The following is a 16,311-nucleotide window of genomic DNA, read 5'->3' on the forward strand; positions in this document are numbered from 1 at the left end:
ATCTTAATTTAAACATATCTTTTTAATCTCAAATAAATTAATAATCAAAAACTTACGGTTTTCTCAATTTAAATTCTTAATTTTGCACCCCGAAATAAGGATTGTACGTTATGAAAAAAATAGGTGATTACAGAAAACTTCTTGAGGTAGACAATACCGCTACTTTGAAAGATTTGAAAACAATTTACAGAAATGTGATGAAAGATACGCATCCTGATAAATTTGTGAATGATGAAGAAGGAAAACTGGCTGCAGAAGAAAAAAGCAAATCTGTGATTGAGGCCTATCATTTTTTGGTAAGCATCAACCCTGAAACGCAGGAAAAATACAAAGAAGAATACACAGAAACGATCACTACTTCGATCATTACTGATTTTTATTTGGAGAAATCTATTCTAAAAGTTCAGCACTTGAATGGTAAAATGTTTGAATATATTGGTGTTCCAAGAAATACGTATATCAAAATGGTGAATGCAGATTCACCAAGCCGTTTCGCAAGAAGACATATCTATGGGAATTATACCTTTAGAAAATCTGGTGAAGTAATGGTAGATTAATATCTGTTATTTTAAAATAAATGAAGACTTTCGGTTGATTCCGGAAGTCTTTTTTATTAAGAATACTATTCAAAATTTGATTAAACGCGTACGGCAAAGCAAATGTCGCAGATTTGTCGTGCATTTTTTAACGATTATCATGCTGTAAAAAACTAATTTTGAAAAAAAAATAAATGGACTCAATTGGCGAAATTATCACGTCTTCAAGAAAGAAGAAAGATTTAACGCAGGAACAACTTGCTGATTTTTCAAAAGTTAATTTAAGAACCATTCAACGAATTGAAAATAACGAAAACGTACCAAGAGAAAGTACATTGAAGTTGATCTGCGATACGTTGGAAATCGCTGTTCCAAAAGCAGAAGTAAGTGTAAAATCATCAAATTTTATCGAAATAGGATTTAGGTATTTTTCTTTAGTGATTACAAACCTTACATTAATGACCATTATCGGATGGATGACCTTGGATTCTGAGGCTAATTTAAATTCCAGATTTGCGGGGCTATTGTTAAGTTTTTTAATACCCATTTGCATTGTGTTTTTCACCTTAAAAATAAGCAGAACGCAAAGGCTTTTGAAATTCGGAAGCGGCTTTTTGGTTTATATTATCTTAGCTATTATTACAGTAGGATTTCCAACAGCTTTTGTGAGCGGTTTATTGCCATGCCTTTCTATTGGTCTGATTACTTTGTTTTACGGAGATTCATTGATTCTAAAGAATTCTAATTTTATTATTAAATAATGATGTGAGCGCAAAAGCTTCGCACAGCAAACCTATTCAGTAGTGTTATTCACTATTACCAAACGGCGATTATATCTCGTTTTATTTTTTAGGTACATATTTTTGTAACTTGTCATCAATGTAATATGGTATTTCTTTTTTCTCGTCACGAACTAAAAAATAAAATTTTATTTTTTTTCTATCTTCTAAATCATATTTCTCGCCCAAATCCTTATCCGTTGCGTAGTTAATTTCATCGATTTTAAAGACTTTTTGAGGTTTAATTACCCAATTCATTTTTAACAAATCTAATACTCCATACAATTCATCATTTGATTCGATAGAATATCCATAATATTTTATTTTTGTAGAATGTTCTGTATCAATAAATGAGAAATAACCTTCTGTTTGACTTCTGCTGTTGCTGATTACATGATTGATGAGGCTTTTTTCTCCATCCATATTTATAAACCCCTGCTCTTCCCCTACAGTTTTGTACTTGAACCAAATATTGTCATTTCCTATATTTATAAGGTCTAAATGCGAATACTCAAAATCTAGATTTTTTAAAGTTTCGCCATTTGGTTTTATTACTGCATATTTATTATCCTTAATAGCGATAGCAAAATCTTCATTTTTATATTTGAATAAATAAGGACAGTAGGTATAACTGTCTGAAAAAGAAAAAATGGAATTATTAACCACATAAAACCCTTTTGAGTAACTTTTTTTAATAGGATTTTTTGTCGAAGAGTCTTCAAAAATTTGCCAATTTTGCAGAAATACTTCCATTTTTTTTGTCTTATTGTTTATCTCAAAATAAGCAATATCGTTATAATTTCCTCTTAAATTTGGTTTGGCAAAATCTAATTTGTAATAATTTGGCAGTACAACTATTTTATTGTTTTTTGAGTTTAAATACCCCATCCCTTTTTCAGTTTCAAAAGGAACTAAATTTTTGAAATCTATTGCCTTAAGGTTTACAAAGTCTTTTTCAATAACCTTTTTTATACTGTCTTCGTATTTTTCCTGGGAGAATGTAGAATTGTAAATAAAAATAAAAAATAGTAATAAGGATAATTTTCTGTACATAATTTTTTTCTGTTTTTTTTTAAAACCAGGATATAATGTTCTCTTCTTTCTAGAAGTTTGTGAGATTGGAAACCAAGTATTTTCGGATGAACAAAGATATGATAAAAACAGTACTTCTGCCTTAAATTCGATAATACACCTGCGCTTTTCGATAAATAAATCACCTTTTAACACCAAGTTTAAAAGACCTTATATAATCACATTACATACGCTTCTGTAACTTATTTTCTTGATATATAAACCAATTTTAGGAGGTATACATTAAAGCCATAAAAAAAGTGCATCAATACATTGATGCACTTTTAGGTTAATTAAAGGTTGTTATATTAATCTACGTGTTTTGCGGTAAACCCGTCTTCACTTAGTTCTCTATGTTCGTAATCAGCTTTCATTTCAGCTTCATAGTCTGGTTTCTCATGTTTACCCATTCTTCTTAACATTGAGTCGAATAGTGAATATACTACCGGTACAATGATCAAAGTAAGGAATAATGATGATGTCAAACCACCGATGATTACCCATGCCAATCCGTTGTTCATCTCCGCTCCTGCTCCTTTTGCAATCGCAATCGGGATCATACCGAAGATCATCGCAATCGTAGTCATCAAGATCGGACGAAGACGTGCGTGGTTAGCCTGAATCAAAGCATCATGCGTACTTGCTCCGGCTGCTTTTCTCATATTGGCGAAATCGACAATCATAATCGCGTTTTTCGCTACCAAACCAATCAACATAATCATCCCTAACATCGTAAAGATGTTAATTGAATTTCCGGTGATGGCCAAAATAACCATTACCCCAATCAATGCCAAAGGAATTGAGAACAATACCACAAACGGATACACAAACGAGTCGTACAATGAAACCATTACCAGATATACCAATACAATAGCCGCTAATAATGCAATTCCTAGAGTACCGAAACCTTCAGTCTGGTTTTCCATATCACCGCTCCAGATATAAGAAACACCTGCAGGTTTTGTTTTTTCGTTATCCATAAACTTAGCTGCCCATTCGTTGGCAACATCTCCTACAGGACGACCTACAACTTTAGATTTTACCTTTACAGAAGGCGCTTTATCTCTACGTTCAAGCAAACTTGGTCCTGAACCCATTTTCACATCTGCAAATTGGCTTAATCTGATTTGCTCTCCTTGAGGATTTGTAAACATTAAGTTTCTTACATCATCAATCGACTGTCTGTTGGCATCAGCAAAACGAATATTGATGTCATATTCATATTCTCCAGCTCTAAATTTCCCGTCTGTATTTCCATTAAATGCAGTCTGCATCGTTTGCCCTACACTTGAAAGATTTAAACCTAAAGAAGCCATTTTATCTCTGTCGATATTCACCTGAACTTCTGGGCTTCCCGAGTCGGTTGATAATTCAGCATCTACAGAACCAGGAACTTTCTTAAGCAATTCTAAAATTCTGTTGGCTTCTTTATTTGCCGTTTCGTTATCCTGAGCCGTTACCACCATTTCAATTGGCGCATTGTCTGCCCCCATTAATCCGATTGGTGCTGTTTTAAACTCAACTCCGGTAAACTTTTCTTCTAAAGCTCTTTTGATTTTAGCTGATTTAATATCAGTACTTTCTTCACGCTCAGCTTTATCTACCAATATTACCTGAATCTCAGACTGATACAAAGTAGCCTGCGCACCTCCAAAACCTGTTGATTGCTGACCTACAGTTGTAATCATGTCTACCACATCTTTATCTGCTCTAAGATATTTTTCAACCTCAAGAGTTATTTGATTGGTTTTTTCTACAGAAGCATCTTTTGGTAATTCCATCTGAACAAGGAACTGCCCTCTATCCATTTTAGGGAAGAATTCACCTCCGATAAATCCGAATGCCACCAACATAAATGATGAAATCAAAATAATAAAAGTTGCAAAAACAGTCACTATTCTTCTTAAAGTTGACTTTAAAGCCCACTCCAAAATTCCTGTAATCCAGTGTGTAAATTTCTCCAATTGCTTTTCAAACCAAAGGATAAATTTCTCGAAAGGATTTTTCCCTGTTAAATGTACCAACTTACCATATCTTGAAGATAACCAAGGAATAATAGTAAATGAAGCTAATAATGAAAACAATGTTGCAATAACGACCGTTATACAGAACTGAGTTAAGATATCAGATACCAAACCAGAACTCATCGCAATCGGTAAGAATACCACCACGATTACCAAAGTAATTGCCGTTACGGTAAACCCAATCTCTGAAGCACCATCGTACGCTGCACGAATTCTGCTTTTCCCCATCTCCATGTGACGGTAAACGTTTTCTAAAACCACAATCGCATCATCCACAAGAATACCTACCACCAATGAAAGTCCTAATAAACTCATTAAATTTAGAGTATATCCCATTAAGTACATCCCGATTACCGTAGCAATCAAAGACAATGGAATAGAAACCATTACAATAAATGCATTTCTGATATTGTGAAGGAACAATAACATTACAATAGCAACCAAAATAATCGCTAAGAATAAATCGAAAATTACGTGATCCGCTGCTGCAAGCGTAAAGTCTGTTGTATCATCTACAATAGTTACTTTTACAGCCTGTGTTTTGTAATCATCCTGAACCTGAGCAATGGTTTTCTGAACTAATTCTGAAACTGCTACTGCATTGGCATCAGATTGTTTTTTAACCTGCATTAAAATGGTAGAATTCTGATTAAATCTTGCCACTTTTTCTACATCTTTTTGGCTATCAAAAACAGTAGCGATATCTGAAAGACGCACCTGTGCTCCATCTTTATTAGAAACAACAAGGTTATTCATTTCATTCACATCTCTATACTTTCCAGAAAGTCTGATCGTAGATCTTGAAGTTCTCGTTTTTAAAGCTCCTGTAGGGAAATCTAAGTTAGATGAAAGAATTGCCTGCTGCACGTCTCCGATAGAAAGACCATAACCCTGCAGTTTCTTTTCATCTAAATTTACCTGAATTTCTCTCTCCTGTCCACCAACAAGGTCAACCTGAGCTACACCATTTACTCTTGAAAAAATAGGCTCGATTTTCTTATCTAAAAGGTCATAAAGCTCTTTATTATTCAGTTTGTTACTGGTAATACTCAAAGTCATGATTGGTAAATCATCTAAAGAGAATTTTTGAAGAGATGGCGGATCTGCATCATCCGGAAGGTCCGCCAAAATTGCATTTACCTTTCTCTGTGCGTCATTCAAAGCATAGTTTACATCGGCACCTGTGTTCAACTGAACCATGATTACTGATAAACTTTCGTAAGATGAAGATTCTACTTTTTTTACGTTTTCCAAAGAACCTACAGCATCTTCAATCTTTCGGGTTACCGAAGTTTCTACCTCTGAAGGTGAAGCTCCCGGATACACTGTAGAAATCGTTACCATATTGGTTTCAAACTTCGGAATCAACTCGTACCCCATCATGGAGTAGCTTAATAAACCTCCCAACGTAAGGATCGTAAATAATACGATAACGAGGGACGGCCTTTTAATGGATATTTCTGCTAACTTCATCTGCTGTTACTTTACGATATTGATTTTTGAACCGTTATCTAGGTTAATTTGCCCACTGGTAATTACTTGTTCACCACCATTCAATCCACTGATGATCTGAACTTTATCACCATACACTTTTCCTGTTTGAACTTTAATTAATTTAGCAGTTCCATTGTTGACAATAAATAATTGTCCTGAACTTACACCGTTTACGAAAGCTTCTGCAGGAACCGTCAACATATTTTGAGTTTCAGCACCATGGTTGGTTTTGAAAGTTGCAGTTGCATACATACCCGCTTTTAAATTTCCTCTGTTTTGAACTTCAATTTCAACAGGGAAATTTAGAGAAACATCACTTTTAGGAGCGATAAATGTAATTCTTCCGCTAAAAGAATCGTTTGGTAAAACATTTACATTAATTGGAACTTCCTGACCCAGCTGAATTCTTCCGATTTGGCTTTCGTCAACCAAAACTGAAAGTTTCAATGAATTGATATTTACAATTTCGAATAAAGCAGTTCCTGGAGAAACTACAGTTCCCGGCTCCACCATTTTCTTATTGATAGTACCGCTGATTCCTGCTCTGATACTTGTATCATTGATTTTCACTCCCTGAGCTCTTACAGCAGCCTGCATGTTTTTCAACTGCAATCTTGAGTTGTCCAATTGTTGCTTTGTAACACCACCAGTTTTATATGCATTTTCGTAACGTTGGTTATCGATAATCGCATTCTGTAAATTGTTTTGAGCCTGAGTAACATCAACTTCGATTGCATCTCTTTTGATAGTTGCCAAAACCTGCCCCGCTCCTACTTTAGAACCTTCTTTTACCAAAACACTTACAATACGTCCTGAAATCTCAGATGACTGTTGTAGTTCCTGCTTAGGAATAAAAGTTCCGTTTGCCGCATAGTCGGTATCAATATTTTCTCTTGAAACAGTGATCACGTTCACGTTGATTTTATCAACCTGTTTTGCCACTTCTTTTACTTCGGTGTCCTGCTTCTTTTTGTTATCTGCAATTTTCCAAGCTGCTAAACCAACAAGTACAGCTGCTACGATGATATATATTAAAGTTTTTTTCATTTGAAGTTATTTATTAATTAAAAGTCAAATGCAATCGCCAAATCTTTAGTAATTTTTTTGTACTACAATTCATAGCGATTTCATGTTTTTATGGGTTTTGTAAAGTATTAAGCTCGCCTTTAGCTTTTATTAATTTAATTTCAGCCTGTTTGTAGTCTAATAATGCCGTTGTGTAATTCTGTTTGGCATTTGTAAGAGCATTTTCAGAATCTAAAACTTCCGTAAGCGTTGCTAAACCGTACTGATAATTTGATTGCGTATCTTTTTGTACTTTTTCGGCAAGCGTTACATTGCTTTTCATGCTTTCAATATTGATTAATGAATTTTCAATATTGGTTACTGCATTTTTATATTCAAGACTTAACTGAAGCTGAGTATTCTGAATATCCTGATCAAGATCTAAGATATCAATTTCAGCCTGCTGAATTTTTGATTTTGTAGAACCACCCGTAAAAATCGGAATGTTTACATTTAAACCAATCGCAGAATAATCGCTCCAAAGAACTCCGTTATTCAATCCGTTTGTTAAAGGGAATTTCTTACCCATTCCTGCCCAACCATAGTTCGCCTGCAAACCAACAGTAGGATAAAGATAGGCTTCAGTTGCTTTTTTGTTGTACACCAAAAGCTCTCTGTTTTTTTGCAGTACTTTAAGCTCAGAACGACCATCAAGATTTACTGCATCTGCCAAAAGCTGAGGTTGAGGCTCAATCGTTTTTTGCTCCAGCTCTATATCGGTATCGATAGGAATTCCCATGTAGAACTTCAATGAGTTTTTGGTAAGTCCTACTGCATTAATCAACTGTTGTCTGCTTGAACTGATATTAGTTAATTGTACATTAGTACGATCTAAATCAATCCCTTTCGCCAAACCATTATCTACCAAACTTTTAATTACATTTCTTACTTTTTCAGTATTGGTGTAACTTACATTTAAGGTTTTAAGGTTTTCTTCCTGTACAAAAACCTGATAATAAGCTGTTGCTACGTTTTCAATAATCTGTTCGTTGGTTAACTGAGCATTTAAAACATAAAATTCTCTGGTAGATTTTGCTGCTTTAAGACCTGTAAAAACTCTTTGATCAAAAATAGTCTGATTAAGAGTAACTACCGCCTGAGACTGCCAAGCCTGTCCCAATTGTGCACGAATTCTTTCGCCTCCAAACTCTAACAATGATTCTTGAATTACCGGATTGTAAGTTACCCCTGCAGTAGCTCCAATTTGTGGTAAAGCTCCAGATCTGGCTTCACTGATCTTGTACTCTGCTTTTTTAATCTGCAAAGCCGCTTTTTTAGCTTCAGCTTTATTTTGCAACGCCTGTTTAATGGCTTCCTGCAGAGAGATCTGCTGTTGCGCATAAGCTGATGAAGAGGCCAACATCATAAATGCTGCAGCTACACCAATTTTGAGCTTTTTAGCAGTTATACGTTTTCTGTTCATAATTTTATACTTCGTTTATTTTTTTATTTTTTTTTTAATCGTTATTCCTAAAGAACGATTCATTTCTTAAATTACTTTAACAGTTTTTAATTATTTCTTAAAAAGCATATTAAGAATGATCTCTTTTCTTTCCGAAATCAGTTCGTCAAACTCTTTATCTGTAACATTCATGTTTTCCATAAAAAGAGGTCGGATGGCACTGGGAAAAATAAGTAACGCAATCATGTTTAAGATAAAATGTACCGGTTTCATCTTCTCGATGTTACCTAATTCCATCTCTGCTTCGATGTCTTTGTACAGTTTTTCTAAATCCTCAGTTTCAATATCTTTTTTACGACAGTTTCCTTTATTGATCTGTGAAACGATATAGGTTTCCAAATAAGGATACTGAAGACTTGTAGAAAGACTTCCTTCAATAAACTGGGATATTTTTTCTTTAAAAGGAAGGTCAGATGTCATAATAATCTCAGACTTTTCTTTTTCTACTTTCTGTGCGTCATCAAAAATAATCTGAATAAGATTATCTCTGGATCTGAAATAGTAATTAATAAGTGTTCTATTGACACCTGCGGCATCTGCTATTTCCTGTGTTGTGGCATCAAACTTACCTTGTACAAAAAATAAATTCTTTGCGGTTTGCTTGATTAACTCTTGGGTTTGATCTTTTTTCTCTTGTTTTGACATTTTTGTTAAACAATTTTGTGCAAATATATATCAATCATTTGTTTTGACAAAATTGTTAAACAATATAATTAATATGATTTGCATCATATTTTGGTCAACGAATCACGTATTCATGATTTATTAATTCCCGCAGAAGCATTGTTTGATTATATTTGCGGAAAATTAATAACGATGAAAAAAATTTTATTCCTTTTTTCAATAATTAGCTGTGCTTTTTCGTTTGGGCAGAAGAATTTTCAAAAGAATAGTGAATATTATTTCTATGAAAATAAAGGTCAAATCGTTGATCAAAATGGAAAACCTAATAACGATGTAAAATATTTATTTCACTCTAATGGATTGAATATTCAGTTGCGGAAGGGAGGGTTTTCTTATGACGTATATGAAGTTAAAAAGACACTGAATCCTAATTATCGTAAAGCAGAAAAAAACGATCTTCCACAAAAGCCAGGTTTTAATTTTAATGAATTTACTTATGAAAATATTTATCATAGAATCGATATAGAGCTTGTCAATTCAAATCCAAACGCCAAAATTATAGCCGAAAATAAATCTAAAGACTATGATAATTATTACAATATAAACCACAATTCTAAAGGTATAACCAACATCCACAAATATCAAAAAGTTACTTATAAAAATATTTATAAAAACATAGATTTGATATTCTTTAAGCCTAAAGACACTTTAAAACCTATTGAATATAATTTCATTATTAATCCAGGAGGAAAAGTATCGGATATTAGAATGAAATTTAATGGTGCTGAAACAAAGATTCAGGATAGTAAATTAGAAATGGATTTGCGCTTTGGTATAATGCAGGAAAATATTCCACAAAGTTGGATTGAAGGAAATAGTAGAGAAAATATTAATGTTTCATTTAAAGATCTAGAAAATCAAACTTTTGGTTTTAATTCTCCAGTCAACACTTCTAATAAAACAATCATTATTGATCCTGTACCAACAAGAATTTGGGGAAGTTATATTGCTGGCTTTGGAAATGACTATGCAAGAGCAAAAACAGATGCTCAAAATACACTTTATATTTTTGGATCTACATCAAGTACCACAAACTTTGCAACAGCAGGTACTCATCAGCAAACGGTAGCAGGAAATCTTGACGCCTACGTGATGAAAATAACAAAATTCGGTCAAAAGATTTGGGGTACATATTATGGTTTCAATCTTGATGAACATGTTGGCGACGTCGATTTTGATGAAAATTTTAATATTTATGCTGGTGGAGAAATTCAACATACATTACTCAACAAAAACATCTTTTTAGTAAAATTTAATAGTACTGGTAATTTGATATTTCAAAAAGAATTTTTAACAAATTCAAATGATAATTTTAACAGCTTGTCATACAATCAAAATCATCTTTATTTTGCAGGTAGTACTTTCAGCTTCGATTTCCCTACTGTGAATGCTATGCAACCTTCAAAAGCAAGTCCATCTGGTTATACTGACGGGGTTATTGGTTCAATGAACGCAATTACAGGAACCGTTGATTGGGCTACATATTTTGGTAAATCTGATGGTTCCACTGGTTTTTATCAGATTATATCTTCAACTGACGCTCTCGAAATGATTGGGGCTACTCAATCATCAACAATTCCCATGGTTAATGCCTTTCAGCCTATAAAGGGAGGAGGTTCAGATGGAATTTATTTAAGACTATCCAAAACAGGATCAACTATTTTAAAATCAAGCTATTATGGTAATTTAGGTCATGAAGTTATATTTAAAGCAAGAATTGTTAACAATATTCTCATACTTCCTGGAGAATATTCTGCTGTTACAGGATCAGGTGGATACCCAGGAATTTGGAGAGTTAACTTAACTACTCATACAATCACCAAATCTTATCTCAATTTTGCAAATTTTTTTCAGTTAATTGGTTATCCAGACACATCTGGAAATGTATTTTTCACAGCACTCCACAGCAATGGTCAAGCAGACATATCTACTCCAGGTGCATATATGAGCATGCCTCCACTTTATAATTCAACGCTTATTATAAAATATAATCAAAATGATATTAAAGAATGGGGTACATATTATACAGGAAATGGTGCCACTCAACAAGGTGAAGTGACAAAAGACAATGAGGAAGCCATTTATCTAACGGGATTTTCAGGTCTTAATACAAGTGGGATAGCCACTCCCGGAACATTTAATCAACAATACGGAGGCACAGGAAATCATGATGCCTTCATTGCAAAATTCCAAGACTGTACCTCAACTGGAACAGTAATATCAAACTCACCTGTTTGTATCAATTCAAATATTCAATTAAATGCAACGGGCGGAACAACCTACAACTGGACAGGACCAAACGGATTTACATCAAATCTTCAAAACCCAGCTATCCCGAATGCTACTTTAGCAAATGCAGGAGCTTATACCTGTCAGATTTCGGGATCAGGAGCATGCGACGGAGGTTTCACTGTAAATATTGTAGTTGGTGACAACATCGCCCCAATTCCAAATACAGCACAACTTCCCGACATTACCGGAGATTGCAACACCATAATTTCTAATTTTCCGACAGCAACAGATAATTGCGCAGGAACTATTACAGCAACAACTACAGACCCCTTAAATTATTCAATTCCTGGAACTTATGTTATTCATTGGACTTACAGCGACGGAAACGGAAATAATTTCACACAGAATCAAAATGTAATTGCAAATTCTCCTGCGTTACCAACGACAACAGTTACAAATCAAGTTTTCTGTGCAACCAATCAACCCACAATAGCCAATCTTCAAATCACAGGTCAAAATATCAAATGGTATGACGCTGCCAATACTATTTTGCCTACAACTACTCCGCTTGTAAATGGGCAAACTTATTTTGCTTCACAAACAATCAATGGTTGCGAAAGTACTAAAATATCAATTCTAGTTACTGTAAACAATACACCAAAACCTGTTGCAAACATCAATCAGGATTTCTGTGAATCGGCAAATCCTAGATTGGCAAATTTAGTAGTAAACGGAACTGGCTTAATATATTACGATGCTGCAGGAAATGTTTTGCCGCTTACCACTTCACTCGTTCATGGACAAACTTATTTCGTTACCCAAACCTTAAATGGATGTGAGTCTGAAAAACTGGCAATCGCAGTAATACTTTCACAGAATAATGTTCCGGCAAACAATTACAGAACATCACTTTGTAATGTTTCTACAGGAAATACAATGGTTGTCGACCTTACTTCATACCAAAGCAACCTTATTGCAAATCCTAATAATTATATTTTCACCTATACCACTCAAACAGGAGCTCCAATTCCGAATCCGACAAATTATACTTTAAATATAGGTTCAAATGTAATCAATGTAAAAGTTGCAACGGCAGATGGATGTTTTAAAAATGTTGTTTTAGAATTAGTTTTAAATCCAAAACCAATTATTACACTTCCCGAAGATTTTGATTTCTGTAAAGGCAAAACGGTAACTTTAGATGCCGGAACAGGCTTTATAACGTACCTATGGAGTACAGGTGCAACGACACAAACAATCACTGTTTCAAGTCCTGGAAATTATTCTGTGACCGTTACTAATATGTTCGGATGCAGCAATACCGATACTATTCAGCTGAGTTATTCTGTTTTGGCTGAAATTGTTTCGGTGAATATCAATAACAACTCAGCTACAGTTATTCTTTCAGCTTCCGGAAATTACGAGTATTCTTTAGACAACTCTTCTTGGCAGGATTCTAATATGTTCAGCAATTTAGGAATGGGGGAATATATTGTTTATGTAAGAACAAAGTCTGGCTGTATCATTGGTCAGAAACCTTTTTCTATTTTTAATATTCCAAATGCGATTAGCCCGAATGGAGACGGAATAAATGACAAATGGAAGATCGCAGGTTTAGAAAATTACACAGGTTCTGAAATTCACGTTTTTGACAGAAAAGGAGTTTTGGTTTTTAAACAGATCATCAACAAAAAACCTCTGGAATGGGATGGTAAGATTAATGGTTCACCAATTCCTACAGGAAATTATTGGTATTCTATAAAAGTATCAGATGGTAGAAATTATGCAGGCTGGCTTTTGATTAAAAACAGAGAGTAAAACAAAAAAACGAGCAGAAATTTCTGCTCGTTTTTTTTATTGTAGTCAATTAATTTAGTTTAAACTAATCTTATTTTATCTTCTAAAATATCAACAATTTTATCTTTATACAATCCGCCTAAAGCTTTTTTGAAGTTCTTTTTACTCATCTGCAATTCATCTTTGATTTCTTCCGGAGAAGATTTGTCTGAAAGATGAAGTAATCCAAAATTCTCTTCTAATTTATTTAAGATTTTCTGTTTGAATTCATCGATATTTTCAAAACCTACAGGCTGAAGTGACACATCAATTTTCCCGTCTTCACGAATATCTTTGATGAAACCTTCTTCCTCAGAAAGCGGATATAGCTTTTTATAAACATCTGAAGTATAAATCAAACCGATATATTTTTTGTTGATTACTACATTCCAGCCCAATTCGCTTTCATTCATCATCAACAACTCTACTTTATCACCCTTTTTGAAAGGAAGATTTTCATACTGTGGATTTCTTTTGAATTTTGTCGTTCCGGTAATTAATTTAAGCTCATCATCGATATAAAGATTTACAAGATATCTTTTACCTTCAATAATTTTCGTTTTTTGCTGTTTATAAGGAATGAAAAGATCTTTGATGATTCCCCAATCCATAAATGCACCCGTTGGAAGGCTTTGTACACAGGTCATTACTGCAAATTCCCCTACTTCAGCCAAAGGAATTTCGGTAGTTGCTTTCAGTTTGTTGTCATCCTGATACACAAAAACTTCAATCTCGTCACCAATTTCTTTTTCATCACGAATGAAAACTTTAGACATAAAAGCGCTTTCGCCTGTCTCTGATTCAAGCATCCATCCAGAGTTATTTTTTTCTGAAATTTTTAAGGTCTGGGTTTTTCCAATTTGCATTAATGATAAATTTAGTCTGCAAAGGTAAGGAAAATAAGTTGGAGAGTTTTAAGTGTTTTTTGGTCGGAGAGTTTTAGAGTTAATGAGTTTTTTTACATCAAAATTAATTATTGTAATTTCTTAAATCGCTGATAAGATTTTGGGATTCTTTCAGATAGTCTGTTTTTTTATCAGTATTAAATGTACCCACAGATTTTATCAGCTTATCATTTTCATAATAACATCTCAATTCAGACAACTTTTGAGGTTTTTCTAAATATCCATTTTCGTCAACCGTTTGATATTTTGTTGAATGCACAAAAACCAATTGATGATTTTCTGAAAAAAAATATTCGGTTACAATATTCCAGGCTGATAAACCAACGAAATGCTCCATCTTTTTAAGCGCATCGTTTTTATAAAACCCTTTTAATTCAATTCCGTTATCTGTTACCTCAGATTTATCCATAAAATAAGAATAAGGAACTGTTTTAATTTTAAAACCTTTTGTTTGGTTAATTTTTTGAACCGTTTTTCTTACAAGCTCAATATTTTGATCTGAGATCGATACTGATAAAACAATGAGTAAAAACGGAATCAATTTTTTCATCGAAGAACTTTTAATTATTAGATATAAAATCTCTCAAATCTCGTCTGCTGCTTTCAAAATCTAATGCATCTTCTACAACAAAATATTTTTGTTTGTCAACACATTTTGAAAATAACGATTTAGCCAAAGCAATTTTATTTTTATCAAAGCTTAAATCTTTTACCAAAACGCTTATTTGGTCTGATGTAAACATAGCGTGACGACCTTGCTGATTAATGAATATGATTTTTTTATCATCAAACCATGCATCTTCTTTCATTCTACTTAAAAATTGCTGGAAAGTTTGATTATCCATTACATTAGGATAATTTGTGTTTCCTATGTTTCCAATGTTTCCCGAGTTCCCGTAAGGATTGTTCCAGATATCATTCCAGTTATTAAAACCGTAATAGCCATTTTGAATCGGATAAGAATCTAAAAGATACAAACCTTCATTCGTGAAAAAATCGAGAACCAGCCTGCTGTTATTTCTAACATTCAAAGTCGTTCTGTACATCAAATATCCATTCTCATAAATTGAAATAGGGATTTTCCCCGATGGAAGATCAAAGAATCTGTATTTACCTGAGTTGTTTGAGATCAATTGATCTGCCAATTCCACAGAAAAATTTCCCTTCTCAGGAATTCTTAGAAAAACTTCCGCATATCCGTAATTATTATTCCATTGATAATTGGGATTGGAAGGTCTTCTGTTGGTGTTATTCTGATTATTTGAATTTCTGAATCCTGAAGAATTAGCTGAATTATTATTTCGAGAATCTTGCCTTTTGGAGGTTGTAGATTCAATTTCTTTTTTAGAGACTTCGTTTTTTAAAAGTTCACCCGCTTTTCCTGCTTCCTGCGCAAAAAACAATAGACCGGATAAGATTGTACAAACTGTAAATATTTTTTTCATAATGATTTCATTTTATAGTGAATTCGCTCTCTATTTTCATGCCAAAAACAGGCAATTTCAATTAAAATATAATTTAAAATCATTTGGTTTAACCTTATTCAAATTATTGAATCCAAGAGAAGTTTAGACAAAAAAAGAGAAGTCTAAAAATCAGTTTTTTATTTTTTCTATTTCTGATTTCATTTTCAGTTCCCAGTTTTTTCCGTTTCTTTTTATTAAATATGGCTTTACAGTTTCCTGATATTTTTTTTGAGCTTCGATATCCATAAAATCTACAATACATCCTGTATTAAAATAAGTCACCCCATAATTTTTGTAAATACTGTCAATTTTATTTTCTGTCTTTTCATTATAAGCAGCCTCAATAAATCCACCTGCAAACTTATAGGTCAAACTATCATTTTCAATATCTTTTTTAGCTTGTTGTATATACTCATTTTCAAGCAGTGTAAATGCTTTTCTTCTTTTCATATATTCTGAGCTCCCTTCAAAAACAATAAAGCCTAAAAACAGACAATTCAGTATTAAAAAAACACACAGAAATCTGCTCTTAAAATTATATTTTTTGATTTTAACAAAGGTAATTAAAGAAGCTAAAAGTGCAATTATCAGTAAAATAATTAAATAATATTGCATTCCGTAATCTTTAAAATGATATATAAAATCAAAAGACATAGGAAAATTATAGGCATAAAATCCTACAACACTTGCAACAAGTATTAAGATGATTAAAATAATATTCAGATACAATAATTTTTTCAAAATTTGTTTTTTACGG

General features: G+C 33.2%; 12 protein-coding genes. 3 read left to right on the forward strand and 9 right to left on the reverse strand.

Features of this window, described 5'->3' with window-relative positions:
- Positions 1–110: 110 nt before the first annotated feature.
- Together AB671_RS19275 and AB671_RS19280 are read left to right on the forward strand one after the other, a co-directional pair.
- Complete coding sequence (locus AB671_RS19275; protein ID WP_066679139.1) at positions 111–557, forward strand: KTSC domain-containing protein; 447 nt, start codon at positions 111–113, stop codon at positions 555–557.
- Between the two features lie 173 nt (positions 558–730).
- Positions 731–1,297, forward strand: a complete 567-nt coding sequence (locus tag AB671_RS19280) for a multiprotein-bridging factor 1 family protein (protein ID WP_066679137.1) — start codon at positions 731–733, stop codon at positions 1,295–1,297.
- 81 nt (positions 1,298–1,378) lie between these two features.
- On the opposite strand, the gene AB671_RS19285 is transcribed toward AB671_RS19280, so the two are convergent.
- From AB671_RS19285 to AB671_RS19305, 5 genes are all read right to left on the reverse strand, one after another.
- Complete coding sequence (locus tag AB671_RS19285; RefSeq protein WP_157444263.1) at positions 1,379–2,203, reverse strand: hypothetical protein; 825 nt, start codon at positions 2,201–2,203, stop codon at positions 1,379–1,381.
- A 491-nt stretch (positions 2,204–2,694) separates the two neighbouring features.
- Positions 2,695–5,883 (reverse strand): efflux RND transporter permease subunit, encoded by a 3,189-nt coding sequence (locus AB671_RS19290; protein WP_066679133.1) that lies wholly within the window; start codon positions 5,881–5,883, stop codon positions 2,695–2,697.
- A 6-nt stretch (positions 5,884–5,889) separates the two neighbouring features.
- Positions 5,890–6,951, reverse strand: a complete 1,062-nt coding sequence (locus AB671_RS19295; protein WP_066679131.1) for an efflux RND transporter periplasmic adaptor subunit — start codon at positions 6,949–6,951, stop codon at positions 5,890–5,892.
- A gap of 88 nt (positions 6,952–7,039) precedes the next feature.
- Positions 7,040–8,392, reverse strand: coding sequence for a TolC family protein (locus AB671_RS19300; protein WP_066679129.1), 1,353 nt, complete (start codon positions 8,390–8,392; stop codon positions 7,040–7,042).
- A gap of 90 nt (positions 8,393–8,482) precedes the next feature.
- Positions 8,483–9,076, reverse strand: coding sequence for a TetR/AcrR family transcriptional regulator (locus AB671_RS19305; RefSeq protein WP_066679127.1), 594 nt, complete (start codon positions 9,074–9,076; stop codon positions 8,483–8,485).
- A gap of 171 nt (positions 9,077–9,247) precedes the next feature.
- Between AB671_RS19305 and AB671_RS19310 the strand changes: the two genes are divergently transcribed.
- Positions 9,248–13,165 carry a T9SS type B sorting domain-containing protein gene (locus AB671_RS19310; RefSeq protein WP_157444264.1) on the forward strand — a complete coding sequence of 1,306 codons (3,918 nt, stop codon included), beginning with the start codon at positions 9,248–9,250 and terminating at the stop codon, positions 13,163–13,165.
- Positions 13,166–13,224: 59 nt separating this feature from the next.
- Here the strand turns inward: AB671_RS19310 and AB671_RS19315 are convergent, their stop codons facing one another.
- The 4 genes from AB671_RS19315 to AB671_RS19330 all read right to left on the reverse strand — a co-directional run.
- Positions 13,225–14,049, reverse strand: a complete 825-nt coding sequence (locus tag AB671_RS19315) for a S1 RNA-binding domain-containing protein (protein WP_066679120.1) — start codon at positions 14,047–14,049, stop codon at positions 13,225–13,227.
- 103 nt (positions 14,050–14,152) lie between these two features.
- A complete protein-coding gene (locus AB671_RS19320) occupies positions 14,153–14,638 on the reverse strand; it encodes a hypothetical protein (RefSeq protein WP_066679118.1) in 486 nt (161 codons plus the stop codon).
- A gap of 10 nt (positions 14,639–14,648) precedes the next feature.
- Positions 14,649–15,533: a DUF4476 domain-containing protein gene (locus tag AB671_RS19325; protein ID WP_066679117.1), complete on the reverse strand. Its 885-nt coding sequence runs from the start codon at positions 15,531–15,533 to the stop codon at positions 14,649–14,651.
- 150 nt (positions 15,534–15,683) lie between these two features.
- On the reverse strand, positions 15,684–16,311 hold a 628-nt coding region (locus AB671_RS19330), incomplete at its 5' end, for a hypothetical protein (protein ID WP_066764876.1).

It is taken from the genome of Chryseobacterium sp. BGARF1 (assembly GCF_001677955.1).
Lineage (GTDB): Bacteria > Bacteroidota > Bacteroidia > Flavobacteriales > Weeksellaceae > Chryseobacterium.